This window comes from Castellaniella sp. (genome assembly GCF_049673105.1).
GTDB lineage: Bacteria > Pseudomonadota > Gammaproteobacteria > Burkholderiales > Burkholderiaceae_B > Castellaniella.
In genome coordinates, this window is record NZ_JBATXG010000021.1 from 63,431 (window position 1) to 78,210 (window position 14,780).

Annotated in this window: 15 protein-coding genes; 10 read left to right on the plus strand and 5 right to left on the minus strand. The window is 64.4% G+C overall.

Features of this window, described 5'->3' with window-relative positions; all coding sequences use genetic code 11:
• Position 1 precedes the first annotated feature (1 nt).
• The 9 genes from lptE to WBF69_RS08505 all read left to right on the plus strand — a co-directional run bounded on the left by lptE (position 2) and on the right by WBF69_RS08505 (position 8,033).
• Positions 2–634: an LPS assembly lipoprotein LptE gene (lptE, locus tag WBF69_RS08465; RefSeq protein WP_424263157.1), complete on the plus strand. Its 633-nt coding sequence runs from the start codon at positions 2–4 to the stop codon at positions 632–634.
• Between the two features lie 3 nt (positions 635–637).
• The gene (holA, locus tag WBF69_RS08470; RefSeq protein ID WP_424263159.1) at positions 638–1,684 is read left to right on the plus strand and encodes a DNA polymerase III subunit delta; all 1,047 of its coding nucleotides are present in this window, start codon (positions 638–640) and stop codon (positions 1,682–1,684) included.
• Between the two features lie 25 nt (positions 1,685–1,709).
• Positions 1,710–2,978, plus strand: a complete 1,269-nt coding sequence (locus WBF69_RS08475; RefSeq protein ID WP_424263161.1) for a glutamate-5-semialdehyde dehydrogenase — start codon at positions 1,710–1,712, stop codon at positions 2,976–2,978.
• Position 2,979: 1 nt separating this feature from the next.
• Positions 2,980–3,396 (plus strand): CopD family protein, encoded by a 417-nt coding sequence (locus tag WBF69_RS08480; RefSeq protein WP_424263163.1) that lies wholly within the window; start codon positions 2,980–2,982, stop codon positions 3,394–3,396.
• Between the two features lie 6 nt (positions 3,397–3,402).
• Positions 3,403–4,995, plus strand: a complete 1,593-nt coding sequence (locus WBF69_RS08485) for a THUMP domain-containing protein (RefSeq protein WP_424263165.1) — start codon at positions 3,403–3,405, stop codon at positions 4,993–4,995.
• Positions 4,996–5,150: 155 nt separating this feature from the next.
• Positions 5,151–5,336 (plus strand): hypothetical protein, encoded by a 186-nt coding sequence (locus WBF69_RS08490; RefSeq protein ID WP_424263167.1) that lies wholly within the window; start codon positions 5,151–5,153, stop codon positions 5,334–5,336.
• Positions 5,337–5,493: 157 nt separating this feature from the next.
• Positions 5,494–6,015, plus strand: a complete 522-nt coding sequence (locus WBF69_RS08495) for an RDD family protein (RefSeq protein ID WP_424263169.1) — start codon at positions 5,494–5,496, stop codon at positions 6,013–6,015.
• Positions 6,012–6,947, plus strand: a complete 936-nt coding sequence (locus WBF69_RS08500; protein WP_424263171.1) for an Hsp33 family molecular chaperone HslO — start codon at positions 6,012–6,014, stop codon at positions 6,945–6,947. The genes WBF69_RS08495 and WBF69_RS08500 overlap by 4 nt, the downstream gene beginning before the upstream one ends.
• Before the next feature lie 168 nt (positions 6,948–7,115).
• The gene (locus WBF69_RS08505) at positions 7,116–8,033 is read left to right on the plus strand and encodes a TadE/TadG family type IV pilus assembly protein (RefSeq protein WP_424263173.1); all 918 of its coding nucleotides are present in this window, start codon (positions 7,116–7,118) and stop codon (positions 8,031–8,033) included.
• Between the two features lie 3 nt (positions 8,034–8,036).
• Here WBF69_RS08505 and ftsB read toward each other — a convergent pair whose 3' ends face one another.
• The 4 genes from ftsB to WBF69_RS08525 all read right to left on the minus strand — a co-directional run bounded on the left by ftsB (position 8,037) and on the right by WBF69_RS08525 (position 12,282).
• Complete coding sequence (gene ftsB, locus WBF69_RS08510; protein ID WP_424263175.1) at positions 8,037–8,324, minus strand: cell division protein FtsB; 288 nt, start codon at positions 8,322–8,324, stop codon at positions 8,037–8,039.
• Between the two features lie 8 nt (positions 8,325–8,332).
• Positions 8,333–9,619 carry a phosphopyruvate hydratase gene (eno, locus tag WBF69_RS08515; RefSeq protein WP_424263177.1) on the minus strand — a complete coding sequence of 429 codons (1,287 nt, stop codon included), beginning with the start codon at positions 9,617–9,619 and terminating at the stop codon, positions 8,333–8,335.
• Positions 9,620–9,764: 145 nt separating this feature from the next.
• Positions 9,765–10,616, minus strand: a complete 852-nt coding sequence (gene kdsA, locus WBF69_RS08520) for a 3-deoxy-8-phosphooctulonate synthase (protein ID WP_424263179.1) — start codon at positions 10,614–10,616, stop codon at positions 9,765–9,767.
• A gap of 4 nt (positions 10,617–10,620) precedes the next feature.
• Positions 10,621–12,282 (minus strand): CTP synthase, encoded by a 1,662-nt coding sequence (locus WBF69_RS08525; protein WP_424263181.1) that lies wholly within the window; start codon positions 12,280–12,282, stop codon positions 10,621–10,623.
• A 217-nt stretch (positions 12,283–12,499) separates the two neighbouring features.
• Here WBF69_RS08525 and yghX point away from each other — a divergent pair, with 217 nt between their 5' ends.
• The gene (yghX, locus tag WBF69_RS08530) at positions 12,500–13,387 is read left to right on the plus strand and encodes a YghX family hydrolase (protein ID WP_424263183.1); all 888 of its coding nucleotides are present in this window, start codon (positions 12,500–12,502) and stop codon (positions 13,385–13,387) included.
• A 45-nt stretch (positions 13,388–13,432) separates the two neighbouring features.
• Here the strand turns inward: yghX and WBF69_RS08535 are convergent, their stop codons facing one another.
• On the minus strand, positions 13,433–14,719 hold the full coding sequence (locus WBF69_RS08535; RefSeq protein ID WP_424263185.1) for an aspartate aminotransferase family protein: 1,287 nt from the start codon (positions 14,717–14,719) through the stop codon (positions 13,433–13,435).
• Positions 14,720–14,780 lie beyond the last annotated feature (61 nt).

A 14,780-nucleotide genomic window follows, 5' to 3' on the forward strand; every position in this document is an offset into this window, starting at 1 on the left:
CATGGCCCTTTTTCCCGTTTTTGCCCGCCATCTGCGCCTGACCCTGGGGCTGGCATGCCTGCTGGCGCTGGGCGCCTGCGGCTTTCATCTGAAAGGGGCCACCCCGCTGCCCTTCCACAGCATCTACACCAATATCGATCTGGATTCCGCCTTCGGCGCCCGGCTGCAGCGCATCATCCAGGCCAACTCGCCCGACACGCGCTTCGTGCCCAAGCTCGCGCAGGCCGATGTGTACCTGCACCAGATCTCCGAAACCCAGAACCTGCGCCAGCTGTCGATCGACGCCGAAGGCCGGGTCGAGGAATACGAACTGAATCTGGATTTCACTTTCCAACTGCTGGACAAGGCCGGCCATGTGCTGCTGGCCCCGACCACGCTGCACAGCACCCGCGAGCTGCCTTATAACGACCGCATCATCCAGGCCAAGGAAAGCGAAATCACCCGCACCTTCAGCGACATGCGCGACAGCCAGATCGACCAGATCCTGCGCCGTCTCAGTTCCCCCGAGGTCCAGGCCGCCTACCGCAACGCAGCCGACCGTCCCGTCGTCCCGATACCCGACGAGGGCATCCAGCGCAGCGGTCAGGGTTCCCGGATCGGCAATCCTGGCAGCGCGGGCAGTTTGTCCTACTGATCAATGTCCAGCCGCGCACCCGACGCCGATCAGATCATCGAACAGTTCGCGTCCGGTCGTGAACTGCCGCCGTGCACCGTCCTGTCGGGCGACGAAATCCTGCTGCTGACCGAAGCCGCCGATGCCTTTCGCGCCGCGGCCACGCGCCTGGGTTGCAGCGAACGCACCCACCTGATGATGGACGCCCGCAGCAACTGGAGCGAAGCCCTGATGGCGGCGCGCAACACGTCGCTGTTCGGCGATCTGCGCATGGTCGAAATCAGCCTGCCCACCGGCAAACCCGGCAAGACGGGCGCCGACACGCTGCAATCCCTAAGCAATATGGCCGCACAAGGGCAACTGCCCGACGTCCGCATCCTGATCCGGCTGCCTGCGCTGGACTGGGCGACGCAAAAGGCCAAATGGGTTCAAACCCTGAAGCAGCAGACCACGTGGATCGAGGTGCCGACCATTGCGCGCGCAGCGCTGCCGCGCTGGATCGCCGGGCGTCTGGCCCGCCAGGATCACACCGCCGATCCCGATACACTGGCCTGGCTAAGCGACAAGGTCGAAGGCAATCTGCTGGCCGCCCACCAGGAAATCCAGAAACTGGCGCTGCTGCATCCCGCCGGTCTCCTGACACTGGATCAAGTCCAGGCCGCCGTGCTGAACGTGGCCCGCTACAATATTTATGATTTGCGCGACGCCATGCTGGCCGGCCAGGCCGACCGCGCCCTGACCGTGCTCAGTGGCCTGCGGGCCGAAGGCGAAGCCCTGCCGCTGGTCCTGTGGGCCGTGGGCGAGGAAATCCGCATCCTGGCCCGCATCAGCGCCGACGCCAATCCCGACGGCGCCCTGCGCGGCTACCGCATCTTTGGTCCGCGCGAACGACTGGTGCGCCAGGCGCTGCAGCGCGTCCCGGCCCGCGCCTGGCCCGCCGCCCTGCGCCACGCCCACGAAGTCGACCGGTTGATCAAAGGCATTCCGGTCCCGGGCCGACTGAACGACCCCTGGGACGAACTGGCCCGACTGGTCCTGCGCGTCGCCAGCGCCGGCGCACGTCGCCACTGAACCGTCTATTTTTGACTGAACCGCCATGAACGCACCCGCTTCCGCTTTTTCCCCGCTCGAAATCCTGGGCCGGCAGGCCCGCCAGGCGACCCGGCAGATGCGCACCGCATCCGGCGCCGCCAAGTCCGCCGCCTTGCTGGCGATGGCCGATCAGCTGCAAAGCCGTCGGGCCTGGCTGCAGGCGGAAAACGAGCGGGATCTGCAGGTCGCCGCTCAGCGCGGCCTGGAGGCGCCTCTGATGGACCGCCTGCGCCTGTCGGATAAAGCCCTGGACACCATGGCGACCGGCCTGGCGCAGATCGCCGCCATGCCCGACCCCATCGGCGGCCTGAGCGAAACCGTCATCCGTCCCAATGGCATGCGAGTCGCGCGGATGCGAGTGCCGCTGGGGGTCATCGGCATCATCTACGAATCCCGCCCCAACGTCACCATCGACGCGGCGGCGCTGTGCCTGAAATCGGGGAATGCCACTATTCTGCGCGGCGGCAGCGAAGCCTTTCATTCCAATCAGGCGCTGGGCGACATCATCCAGGCGGGCCTGCAGGCCGCCGGGCTGCCGCCCCAGGCTGTGCAGATGGTGGGCACCACCGATCGCGCCGCGGTGGGCGAAATGGTGACGCTGACCGACTACATCGACGTCATCATCCCGCGCGGCGGCAAGAGCCTGATCACCCGGCTGGCGGCGGAATCCCGCGTACCGCTGATCAAGCACCTGGAAGGCAACTGCCATGTCTATGTGGACCGCGCCGCCGACCCGGACCGCGCCCTGGATATAGCCATCAACGCCAAGACCTACCGCTATGGCATCTGCGGCGCCATGGAAACGCTGCTGGTGCATGCCGATATCGCGGCCTCGTGGCTGCCCCGCGTCGCCGCCCGCCTGACGGAATTGGGCGTCGAGCTGCGCGGCTGTCCCCGCGCCGCCGCCTTGATGCCCGGCTCTGTCCCCGCCACCGACGAGGACTGGGCGACGGAATTCCTGGCGCCGATCCTGGCTGTGCGCGTGGTGGATACGCTGGACGAGGCCATGGAGCACATCGCCCGCTACAGTTCCGAACACACGGAATCCATCGTGACCGAGGATCTGTCCGCTGCCCAACGCTTCCAGCGCGAGGTCGATTCCAGCTCTGTCTACGTCAATCTGCCCACCTGCTTTTCCGATGGCTTCGAATACGGCCTGGGGGCGGAAATCGGCATTTCCACCAACCGCCTGCACGCGCGCGGCCCCGTCGGCCTGGAAGGCCTGACGATCCAGAAATGGGTGCTGACCGGCGAAGGCCAGCTACGAGGCTGACATGCTGTGGATCAAAACCTTTCACATCCTGTTCGTGGTGTCCTGGTTCGCGGGCCTGTTCTATCTGCCGCGCATCTACGTCAATCTGGCGCAGACCGATGATCCGGCCAGTCGCGCCACCCTGCTGGGCATGGCCGGACGTCTGTACCGCTTCATGACGCCGCTGGGCGTGCTGGCGCTGATCCTGGGCAACGTCCTGTGGTTGCACTATGGCATCGGCCAGGGCCAGGGCTGGATGCATGCCAAACTACTGGCGGTGCTGGCGCTGGCCGTGTTTCACCTGGCCTGTCGACACCACCTGCGAACCTTTCTCGCAGGGGCCAACCACCGCAGCCATACATATTTCCGCTGGTTCAACGAGATCCCGGTGCTATTGCTGCTGCTGATCCTGATCCTGGTGGTCGTCAAACCTTTCTGAAATACCATGACCGATTCCCCTTCCCGCAAGACGCTCAGTCTGAAGCCGAAACCCCGGTCGGCGACGCACGCGTCCCCTGACACCGAGCCCCGTAAACGCTCCGGCGCCCGTGCTCGCCAGGCAGCCATGCAGGAACGCGCGCAACAGGCTCGCGGGGAAACACCGCCCGCCGACACTGCGCCTGCCGCCCCGCGTCCAGCAAAAGCCGGCTACCGCTCAGGCGCCGACACGGAACGCCCCCGGCAGGCGGGCGCTGCCCGCGACCGCCCTGCGGGGAACCGCCCCGCCGGAGACAAACCCGCGCGCTCCAAGGATAGTGAACGGCGATACGAACGGACCGACGCGGGCCACAGGACCGAGCGGCCAAGCGCCGCCAGGACGGACAGGCCCGCCCGCCGCATGGATACCGACGAGCAGCCCCGCATCCAGCGCCTGCCGCGCACCCCGCGCCCCGCCGAGACCTTTCATGTCTTTGCGCCCTGCCCGCACGGCCTGGAAGAAGCCCTGTCGCTGGAATTGCAGGCCCTGGGCTACGAAGGCGTCTGCGCCGGACGCGCAGGCTGCCATTTCCTGGCCGACTGGACGGGCGTGCTGCGGGCGAATCTGTATTCCCGGCTGGCTACCCGTATTCTGGTACGCGTCGCGCAAGCCGACGTCCATACCGAAGACGATATCCTGGCGCTGGCCCGCGAGACCGAATGGGAACGCTGGTTCGGCCCCGAACAATCCCTGCGGGTGGACACCTCGGCCATCCACAGCCCCATGCGCAGCCTGCAATACTGCAATCTGCGGGCCAAAGACGGCATCTGCGACCGCCTGCGCGAACGCGAGGGTGCCCGCCCCGACATCGACACGGTGCGGCCCGACGCCCGCGTCCATCTGTTTCTGGACGAGCGCCAAGCCACCCTGTACCTGGATGTCTCCGGCGAATCTCTGTTTAAACGCGGCTGGCGGCTGGACAAGGGCGAGGCCCCTTTGCGCGAAAACCTGGCCGCCGGACTGTTGGCGCTATCCGGCTGGATGCCCGAGGCACCGCTGCTGGACCCTTTTTGCGGCAGCGGCACCATCCTGATCGAAGCCGCCTGGATCGCCCTGGGCGTACCGCCCGGCATCTGGCGACCTTTCGGCTTCGAGCGGCTGCGCGCCCACGATGCGCGGCGCTGGCGCGACCTGAAGGACGACGCCCGCACCCATATCGCACCCCGGCTGGATCAACCCCTGGTCGGCAGCGATCTGAATCCCGCCGCCATCGAAGCCGCCCGCGCCAACATCGATCGCGCGCATCTCAGCCCGGACACCATCCGCTTCGAGGTCTGCGATGCCCGGCATCTGCCGCCCCCTGCCGAAGCCGGCTGGATCGTCACCAACCCGCCCTACGGCGAACGGCTGGGCGACCATGATGCCGATCTCTGGCCGCAATGGGCCACCCAGCTGAAACAGCAGTACGGCGGCTGGCAACTGAACATCATCACCAGCGATCTGGAGCTGCCAGGGCAGCTGCGCTTGAAAGCCAAGCGCCGCCACCCCCTGCACAACGGCGCGCTGGACTGCCGCCTGTTCCAGTTCGATCTGGTATCGGCCGGCTATCGCGGTCGGTGACGGCACCCGGATATCCCGGCACAGGCGGCCCTTTGGCCGCCTTTTTACAACAGCCCGTCCACTGGCCCTGCCTCGATGCTTGCTTTTTGACTAGGGAAAACCCTATAATAGGGTTAACCCGAGCGAAACGCTCTCACCACGCCAAGAGGCCTGCCATGAAAAACCTGAACTCTGATATTCGCCTGACCGACGCTCTGGAACGCCAACTGCTGGCCCAAGCCATCGAATCGCAGCAGGCTTATGCTCTGGATCGCGCCGTCAAGCAGTTCTTCCAGAAGATCATCAGCTTTTTCAAGGCCCCCAAGACCAGCATGCACCACAAAGTGAGCACCGCTCACTGATCGCGCGAGCCGCTTAGGGTTTTGCTGCAAGGCCGCCTCGATCAGGCGGCCTTTCTCTTGTTCCTCATCTTCCCGCACCACTGCGCATGGGCGCCGCATCGCATGAGCGGCAAACCAAGACATGGGATAATGGAGCGCTTTTTCGCCTGCCGCCGCCATGTCCGATACCCATACCGCTCCTGCCATTCCCACCGCCCCTTCCCGTCTACGCCGTTTTGCCTGCATGATGTACGAAGGCGTGCTGCTGTTCGGCGTCATCTTCCTGGCTGGTTATCTATTTGACACCCTGACGCAAAGCCGCAGCGGCCTGATGCTGCGCCATGCCCGCCAAGGGTTTCTGTTTCTTGCCATGGGCGTGTATTTTCTGGCCTGCTGGCGCCGAGGCGGCCAGACGCTGCCCATGAAAACCTGGAATATCCGCCTGACCGACCGGGGCGGCCAGCCGCTGCGTGGCACACGCATGGCGCTGCGCTATGTATTGCTGTGGCCGCTGCCGCTGCTGACCGCGCTGCTGATCGGCGCCCTGTCGCAAGCCTTTGGCTGGCCCTCGCTGGATCTGCTGATCGTGGCGGCGCCTTTTTCGATCTTCATCTGGACCTGGTTCGATCCGCACGGTCAATTCCTGCATGACCGCCTGCTGGGCACCGAACTGCATGATCTACGACTGTCCACACCATGAGCGACCTGCTAAAAAAATATCTGACCACCGATCACAGCACCCGCATTCAGATTTTGCGGCTGGACGAGTCCTGGCGGACCGGCCTCGCCCACCAGGACCTGCCGCCACGGGTCGCCGGCCTGCTGGGTGAACTGGCGGCTGCCGCCGTGCTGCTGGCCAGCAACATCAAATTCGACGGCTCGGTGGTCCTGCAGTTGCAGGGCAATGGCCCTGTGCGTCTGATCATGGTGGAATGCACTGCGGACCTGGCGCTGCGGGCGACGGCCCACGTGCAGGAATCAGCCACAATTCCCGACGACGCCTCTTCTTTGCAAGCACTGCTGAATACCGATGGCCAAGGCCGCTTCACGGTGCTGCTGGATCCCGCCGGTCGCCAGGAAGGCTCCACCGCCTACCAGGGCATCGTCCCCCTGGAAGGCGACACCGTGGCGCAGGCGCTGGAATACTATATGAAGCATTCCGAACAATTGGACACCCGGCTCTGGCTGGCCGCCGACCAGACCCAGTGCGCCGGCTTGTTGCTGCAACGCATGCCGGGCCATACCGCCGCCGACGGCGTCCCCGGATCGTCCGATACCGCCGATGCCACCTGGGCCCACTGCCAGGCCTTGGCCGACACGCTCAAGCCTGCTGAACTGCTGGCGGATACGTCCGAAGCCCTGATCCACAAACTGTTCTGGGAAGACGATCTGCTGGCCTTCCCCGACCAGGCGGTGCGCTGGCACTGCCCCTGCACGCGCGAACGCGTCGCCGGCATGCTACGCGGCCTGGGCCAGGCGGAAATCGACTCCATCCTGGCGGAACAAGGACACGTCCATATCGCCTGCAATTTCTGCGGCAAGCCCTACGAATTCGACGCCGTGGATTGCGCCAGCCTGTTCCTGAAACCCGCCGAACACCTGCAAGCGCCGGGTTCAAGCTCGATCCACTGACCTCCGCGCATGCTTTTGTCATAGCGGGGTATCCAGACTGCCCCGCGCTGCCGATCCGCGCGATACTGCCCTGCCCGGACCAGACATGACACAAGGCAGGCGCATATGGCGGATTCTCCGACCCTCCCGGCAACAGGCTTCGACACGATACCCGCGCGGCATCCCGACATGCGATCCCAGCGCGGCGCGGGCATGGCCGGTTTCCTGGCCGTCCTGATCCCCGTCCTGAGCCTGGGCATGGGTGGCGTGGAACTGGCCCATTGGATGAATCTGCGCCAGGCGCTCAGCCTGGCCCTGATGGATGCCGCGCGCGCAGGCGCCACCCGCCAGGCGCGGCCCCAGGCGATTGCCGATGCCTTTGAACAAGGACTGCGCCGGATCCTTGTGCGGCCCGCCGCCCAGGCGCAGGCCTTGCATAGCCGGCAGCAAGCGCTGGGCGTGCCGTGGCGGATACATATCCTGCAGCCCGCGCCCGCCGCCTTCCTGGACCACGCGGATGCATCCCTGTCCAGCCTGCGCCAACCGCCAGGGCAAACGCTGATCCGCAACGATTATCAAGCGCGGCAACACGCGCGCCGCATGGGCCAGGGCTGGCCCCACGGACGAGGGCCGCAATCGGGCATGACGATTTTCCAGGCCAATACGCTGCTGATGGATCTCTGGTGGCCGCAAGCGCCGGTGCTGCCCGGCGTATCGGCGATTGTCCGCGCCCTGGCGCCCCTGCATACGGACCCCATTGGACAGCGCATGATGCAAAGCGGCCATCTGCCCTTTCGGCGGCGCATCCGCATGGCCATGCAGTCCCATCCCGCCGCCTGGCCGGATCTACCGGATGGCCGGGTAATCCATGCAGCATCCACCGGGACATCCAGGCCCGGCCACGCGCAGACGGAATCAATACCGGACGGCAGCCAGCCCCCGGAGACCCATACGGGCAATCCCGACGGGGCTTTGCCGCCGGACACGCCAGATAGCGATACAGGCCCGGCCCCCGACGGCGAGCCAGGCGCCGTCCATTCCGGACAGGGCGAAGCACACCGCAGCGCTGACGCTGACGGCGATGCGCTGGATAACTGCGCGCCCTGAAACCTACTGCGCCTTGGGGGGGCGAGGCAGGACCTGCACGAAATACTCGCCCTCGCGGATCATGTTCAGTTCGTTGCGGGCGCGCTCTTCGAGCGCCGAAATCCCGGTCTTCAGATCCTGGACTTCGGCCTGCAAAGCATTGTTGCGCGCCATCAGCGCCTGATTATTATCGGTTTCTTGCTGTACCTGCGCCTGCAGGTCACGCACCTGCAGCCAGCCGCCTTTACCCCACCACAAGGGATACTGGGTAGCAAGCGCCAGAGCCAGCAAGACGAGACTGAGCAGGCGCATGGCCGCGATCAGCGCAGGTTATAGAACGCCGAGACGCCCGGGTACGCGGCGACTTCGGCCAGTTCTTCTTCGATGCGCAGCAGCTGGTTGTATTTTGCCGTGCGGTCGGAACGCGACAAGGAACCGGTCTTGATCTGCATGGCGTTGGTGGCCACGGCGATGTCGGCGATGGTGGAGTCTTCGGTTTCGCCCGAGCGGTGCGAAATCACGGCCGTGTAACCTGCGCGCTTGGCCATTTCGATGGCGGCAAAGGTTTCCGTCAGCGTGCCGATCTGATTGATCTTGATGAGGATCGAATTGGCGATGCCCTGGTCGATGCCTTTTTTCAGGATCTTGGTGTTGGTGACGAACAGATCATCGCCCACCAGCTGGACTTTGCGGCCCAGCTGTTCGGTCAGGATGCGCCAGCCTTCCCAGTCGTCTTCGGCCATGCCGTCTTCGATGGAGACGATCGGGTATTTATCGCACCAGGACGCCAGCAGATTGGCGAAATCCTGGGAATTCAAGGCAATGCCGCCTTCGCCGGCCAGGTGGTATTTGCCGTCCCGGTAGAATTCGGAACTGGCGCAGTCCAGACCCAGCACGATCTGGGAACCGGCCTCGTAGCCGGCTGCGCTGATGGCTTTCAGGATCAGTTCGATGGCCGCTTCGTGGTTGGCGACGTTCGGGGCGAAACCGCCCTCGTCGCCCACCGCCGTGGACATGCCTTGATCGCCGATGATCTTTTTCAGGGCGTGGAAGACTTCAGCGCCCATGCGCAGGGCTTCGCGAAAACTGGATGCGCCCACCGGCAGGATCATGAATTCCTGCAGGTCCAGAGTGTTGTTGGCATGCGCCCCGCCGTTGATGACGTTCATCATGGGCACGGGCATCTGCATCGGGCCGCTGCCGCCGAAATAGCGGTACAGCGACAGGCCGGAGTCGTCGGCGGCGGCCTTGGCCACCGCCATGCTGGCGGCCAGAATGGCGTTGGCGCCCAGGCGGCTTTTATCGTCGGTGCCGTCCAGTTCGATCAGGGTGCGGTCGATAAAGGCCTGTTCTTGGGCGTCCAGGCCCATCAAGGCCTCGGAAATTTCAGTATTGATGTGTTCCACTGCCCGCAGCACACCTTTGCCCAGGTAGCGGGCCTTGTCCCCGTCACGCAGCTCGATGGCTTCGCGCGCGCCGGTCGATGCGCCCGACGGCACGGCGGCCCGACCCATGGCGCCGGATTCCAGCAGGACGTCGCATTCTACGGTGGGGTTACCGCGCGAATCCAGAATTTCGCGCCCGATGATGTCTACGATTGCACTCATGCTATGACCGTCCTGCCTGTGTTGGATGGGTGGGTGGGGATAACAAATGAAACCCCGCTATTGTAGCGGGGTTTCCCTGAGTTGCGCCCCGTACCTGAAGTATGCACTGCAGGGACAGGACATCCGCCGCCGGCGGCGCAAAACGCTACAGAACCAGATTCAGCGCCCCGTCCTGCTTGACGCAGCGGTCCAGCGCCACCAGGGTTTCCAGCAGCACTCGCATCTTGTCCAGCGGCACGGCGTTGGGGCCATCGGACAGGGCCTTGGCGGGATCCGGGTGCGTTTCCATGAACACCCCGGCCACGCCCACCGCGACGGCGGCGCGCGCCAGCACCGGCACGAATTCGCGCTGTCCACCGGAACTGGTCCCCTGCCCGCCGGGCAACTGCACCGAATGGGTGGCGTCGAACACCACCGGGCAATGCGTATCGCGCATGATGGCCAGGGACCGCATGTCGGACACCAGATTGTGATAGCCGAAGGATGCGCCGCGTTCGCAGACCAGGATGCTCTGTCCGTCGCCACCCGCCTGGATCGCGGCATCGCGGGCCTTGGCCACCACCTGCTTCATGTCTTCAGGCGCCAGAAACTGGCCTTTCTTGATATTGACGGGCTTGAGCGTCGCGGCGCAGGCCTGGATGAAGTCCGTCTGGCGGCACAGAAAGGCGGGGGTCTGCAGCACATCGACGACGGCGGCGACCTCGCGGGCCTGACCGATTTCATGCACATCGGTCAGCACCGGCACGCCCAGTTGCCGGCGCACGTCTTCCAGGATCTTCAGGCCCTCGTCCATGCCCGGCCCCCGGAAGGAGGCGCCGGAACTGCGGTTGGCCTTATCGAAAGAGCTTTTGTAGATAAAGGGAATACCCAGCGCCCGCGTCATTTCCTGCAGAATGCCGGCGGTTTCAAAGGCCAGTTCGCGCGATTCAATCACGCAGGGGCCGGCGATCAGAAACAGCGGCTGATCCTGACCCGCCTGGAAATGACACAGTTGCATGGTTCTACCCCTTTGTGTGCTGGCTGGCCCGGTTTTTCTGGTAGGCCAGCGCCGCCTGGATGTAGCTGGAGAACAGCGGATGGCCGTCACGCGGCGTGGACGTGAATTCCGGATGGAACTGCACCCCCATGAACCACGGGTGGCTGGGAATTTCCATGATTTCCGGCAGATTTTCCGTAGGCGTGCGGGCGCTGATGACCAGGCCGGCTTCTTCCAGGCGGTTCACGTAGACGTTGTTGACTTCGTAGCGGTGGCGGTGGCGTTCGTTGACTTCGGCCCCGTAGATGTCAAAAGCGCGGGTGCCGGGCTTCACCGGGCAGCGCTGCGCGCCCTTGCGCATGGTGCCGCCCATATCGGATGCGGCGTCGCGCTTTTCGATCTTGCCCTCGCGGTCTTGCCATTCAGTGATCAGCGCCACCACCGGGTGAGGCGCCGAGGGATCGAATTCCGTGCTGTTGGCCCCGCCCAGGCCCGCCACATGACGGGCGAATTCGACCACGGCCAGTTGCATGCCCAGGCAGATGCCCAAATAGGGAATGCCATGCTCGCGAGCATACTGGATGGCCTTGATCTTGCCTTCGGTGCCGCGCTTGCCGAAACCGCCCGGCACCAGGATGGCGTCCAATCCCACCAGGCAGCCGGTCCCCTGGGTTTCGATTTCCTCGGAATCCAGATACTCGATGTGCACCCGGGAATGCGTGTGGATACCGGCGTGCACCAGGGCTTCGGACAAGGATTTGTAGGATTCGGTCAGATCGACATATTTGCCGACCATGCCGATGGTGATGGCTTCGCTGGGATTTTCCAGATCGCGCACCAGGCGATCCCAGACCGTCAGGTCGGCGGGCGGCGGCGTGATGGCCAGCGCGTCGCACACCAGGCTGTCCAGGCCTTGCTCGTGCAGCATGGCGGGGATCTTGTAGATGGAATCTGCGTCCCAGACGGAAATCACCGCATCCAGGGGCACATTAGAAAAGAGGGAGATCTTGGCCCGTTCGTCGTCCGGCACCGGGCGATCGGCGCGGCACAGCAGCGCATTGGGATAGATGCCGATTTCGCGCAGCTTTTGCACGGAATGCTGAGTGGGCTTGGTTTTCAGTTCGCCTGCGGAGGCAATGAAGGGCACCAGCGTCAGGTGCACAAAAGCGCACTGATTGCGGCCCAGGCGCAGACTCATCTGGCGCACGGCTTCCAGGAAGGGCAGCGATTCGATGTCGCCCACCGTTCCGCCGATTTCCACGATGGCGATGTCGGCCTGGCCGTCATAGGCGGCTTTGGCGCCCCGCGCGATGAAATCCTGGATTTCATTGGTGATGTGGGGAATGACCTGCACGGTCTTGCCCAGGTAATCGCCCCGGCGTTCCTTGCGCAGCACCGATTCGTAGATCTGGCCGGTCGTGAAGTTGTTGACCTTGTGCATGCGGGCCGACACGAATCGTTCGTAATGGCCCAGATCCAGGTCGGTTTCGGCGCCGTCTTCGGTGACGAAGACCTCGCCATGCTGAAAGGGGCTCATGGTGCCCGGATCCACGTTGATGTAGGGATCCAGCTTCAGCATGGTGACCCGCAGCCCGCGGGATTCCAGGATCGCGGCGAGCGATGCCGCAGCAATGCCTTTGCCCAGGGAGGAGACAACGCCCCCTGTGACGAATACGTATTTGGTCATTTCTATAGGAGCCCGGTGTGGACGGGCGCAGCGGGAAATTGAGATTATAACCGCTTCGATCCGGCTGCCGGGAGGCTTGCAAAAGGCAACGATACCCAGCGCGTCGGCATGACGCGTTTGCCCCGCTCGCGCTCAATGGACAGAGCGGCGCTTTACGGCGTGGCCTGACTCACCTACCATGATTCCAGCACCCATCCATGATGGTCGGGAGAACGCCATGACCAGGTTGACTGCGAAAGACTTCGCACCGGAACTGCTGGAACTCTATGATTTCTACGCGCACGGGCTGATCGACCGGCGTGAATTCCTGCACCGGGCGGCCCGCTATGCCGCTGGGGGACTCAGCGCCACCGCCCTGCTGGCCACGCTATCGCCCGATTACGCATTGGCCGGGCAGGTGTCCTTCACCGATCCGGACATTCTGGCCGAATACATCCACTACCCTTCCCCCAAGGGCAACGGCACGGTGCGCGCCTATCTGGTGCGCCCTGCCAAGGCCTCGGGCAAGATCCCCGGCGTCGTGGTGGTACACGAAAACCGCGGCCTGAACCCCTATATCGAAGACGTCGCCCGGCGGCTGGCCAAGGCCGGTTTCCTGGCGCTGGCGCCCGATGGACTCAGTTCCAAGGGCGGCTACCCCGGCAACGACGATCTGGGCCGCGAACTGCAGCAGCAGATCGACCCCGTCAAGCTGATGAATGATTTCTTCGCCGCCATCGAATTTCTGCCGACCGGGGCCGGATCGACGGGCAAGACCGGCATCATCGGTTTCTGCTACGGCGGCGGGGTCTGCAACGCAGCCGCCGTCGCCTACCCCGAACTGGCGGCAGCCGTGCCGTTCTACGGCATGCAAGCCCGCACTGAAGACGTGCCTCGCATCCAGGCGCCGCTACTGCTGCACTATGCCGGCCTGGACACCCGCGTCAATGCAGGCTGGCCGGCCTACGAAGCAGCGCTGAAGGCCGGCGGCAAAACCTACGAAGCCCACCTCTACCCCGGCGTGAACCACGGTTTCCACAACGATTCGACCCCACGCTACGACAAGGATGCGGCGGAACTGGCCTGGAACCGCAGCATCGCCTGGTTCAAGCGCTGGCTGGCGTAGCGGACGCGCCGCCGCCACGACAGCCAGACTTATGCCTTGTCGCGATCAATCCACCGTCGCCAAGACAGCTCCGATCGTCTCGAAGATCTGCGCAATCTGCTTTTCCTCGATGATGAGCGGCGGCGAGATGGCAATGATGTCGCCCGTATAGCGCACCAGCACTCCCTTGTCGAAGCACTTGGCGAAGACCTCGGACGCGCGCGCGCCGGGCTTTCCGGGACGCGGCGTGAGTTCAATACCCGCCACCAGACCCAGGTTGCGGACGTCGATCACATGCCGCACGCCCTTGAGGGAATGCGCAGCGTCCTCAAAGCGCCCGGCCAGGCCTTTGGCGCGATTGAACAGATCCTCGTCGCGGTAGATGGCCAACGTGGACAAAATGGCGGCAGTCGCCATCGGGTGAGCCGAGAAGGTGTAGCCGTGGAAAAATTCGATGCCGCCCTGGCTGGCGTCCACGACCGTGTCGTAGATTTCGCGGCGTACAGCCACGCCGCCCGCCGGCACCGCCGCATTGCAGACGCCTTTGGCGAACGTGAGCAGATCGGGCTTGACGCCGAAAAACTCGCTGGCCGTCGCCGCGCCCAGGCGGCCAAAGCCGGTGATCACTTCGTCGAAGATCAGCAAAATACCATGTTTTTCGGTGATGGCCCGCAGTCGTTCCAGATAGCCCTTGGGCGGCAGCAACACTCCGGTGGACCCGGCCAGGGGTTCGACAATCACGGCGGCAATGGTAGAAGCATCGTGCAAAGCGACGATGTTTTCCAGGGCGTCGGCGAAATGTTCACCGCCCCAGGCCGGCTGCCCGCGCGAAAAGGCGTTATGTTCCAGATCGTGCGTGTGCGGCAGGTGATCCACCCCCGGTAGCAACACCCCCGAAAACGCCTTGCGATTGGGTGAAATACCGCCTACCGAAATCCCGCCGAACCCCACGCCGTGATAGCCGCGCTCGCGCCCGATCAGGCGCGTGCGCCCCCCCTCGCCCCGGGCGCGGTGATAAGCCAGCGCCATCTTCAGCGCCGTATCGACGGATTCCGACCCCGAATTGGTAAAAAATACGCGGTCCATGCCGGCAGGCATCATGGCGGAAATTTCCGTCGCCGCCCGGAAGGAATCCTCGTGGCCGATATTGAAGCTGGACGCATAATCCAGCGTTTCCGCCTGCCTGCACAGGGCGTCGACGATGGGCTTGCGCCCGTGGCCCGCATTGACGCACCACAGGCCCGCCGTGCCGTCCAGGATCTGATGGCCGTCCGTGGCGGTGTAGTACATCCCCTTGGCAGACGCCAGCAGGCGCGGATGGGCCTTGAACTGGCGGTTGGCAGTAAAAGGCATCCACAAATGGGATAAATCCAAGGGGGCGGCAGTATCGGCTCTCATGATGCGACCTCACAAA

Coding starts and splice junctions, on each gene's coding strand:
- lptE (WP_424263157.1), top strand. CDS start 2: ATGGCCCTTTTTCCCGTTTTTGCCCGCCATCTGCGCCTGACCCTGGGG.
- holA (WP_424263159.1), top strand. CDS start 638: ATGTCCAGCCGCGCACCCGACGCCGATCAGATCATCGAACAGTTCGCG.
- WBF69_RS08475 (WP_424263161.1), top strand. CDS start 1,710: ATGAACGCACCCGCTTCCGCTTTTTCCCCGCTCGAAATCCTGGGCCGG.
- WBF69_RS08480 (WP_424263163.1), top strand. CDS start 2,980: ATGCTGTGGATCAAAACCTTTCACATCCTGTTCGTGGTGTCCTGGTTC.
- WBF69_RS08485 (WP_424263165.1), top strand. CDS start 3,403: ATGACCGATTCCCCTTCCCGCAAGACGCTCAGTCTGAAGCCGAAACCC.
- WBF69_RS08490 (WP_424263167.1), top strand. CDS start 5,151: ATGAAAAACCTGAACTCTGATATTCGCCTGACCGACGCTCTGGAACGC.
- WBF69_RS08495 (WP_424263169.1), top strand. CDS start 5,494: ATGTCCGATACCCATACCGCTCCTGCCATTCCCACCGCCCCTTCCCGT.
- WBF69_RS08500 (WP_424263171.1), top strand. CDS start 6,012: ATGAGCGACCTGCTAAAAAAATATCTGACCACCGATCACAGCACCCGC.
- WBF69_RS08505 (WP_424263173.1), top strand. CDS start 7,116: ATGCGATCCCAGCGCGGCGCGGGCATGGCCGGTTTCCTGGCCGTCCTG.
- ftsB (WP_424263175.1), bottom strand. CDS start 8,324: ATGCGCCTGCTCAGTCTCGTCTTGCTGGCTCTGGCGCTTGCTACCCAG.
- eno (WP_424263177.1), bottom strand. CDS start 9,619: ATGAGTGCAATCGTAGACATCATCGGGCGCGAAATTCTGGATTCGCGC.
- kdsA (WP_424263179.1), bottom strand. CDS start 10,616: ATGCAACTGTGTCATTTCCAGGCGGGTCAGGATCAGCCGCTGTTTCTG.
- WBF69_RS08525 (WP_424263181.1), bottom strand. CDS start 12,282: ATGACCAAATACGTATTCGTCACAGGGGGCGTTGTCTCCTCCCTGGGC.
- yghX (WP_424263183.1), top strand. CDS start 12,500: ATGACCAGGTTGACTGCGAAAGACTTCGCACCGGAACTGCTGGAACTC.
- WBF69_RS08535 (WP_424263185.1), bottom strand. CDS start 14,719: ATGCCTTTTACTGCCAACCGCCAGTTCAAGGCCCATCCGCGCCTGCTG.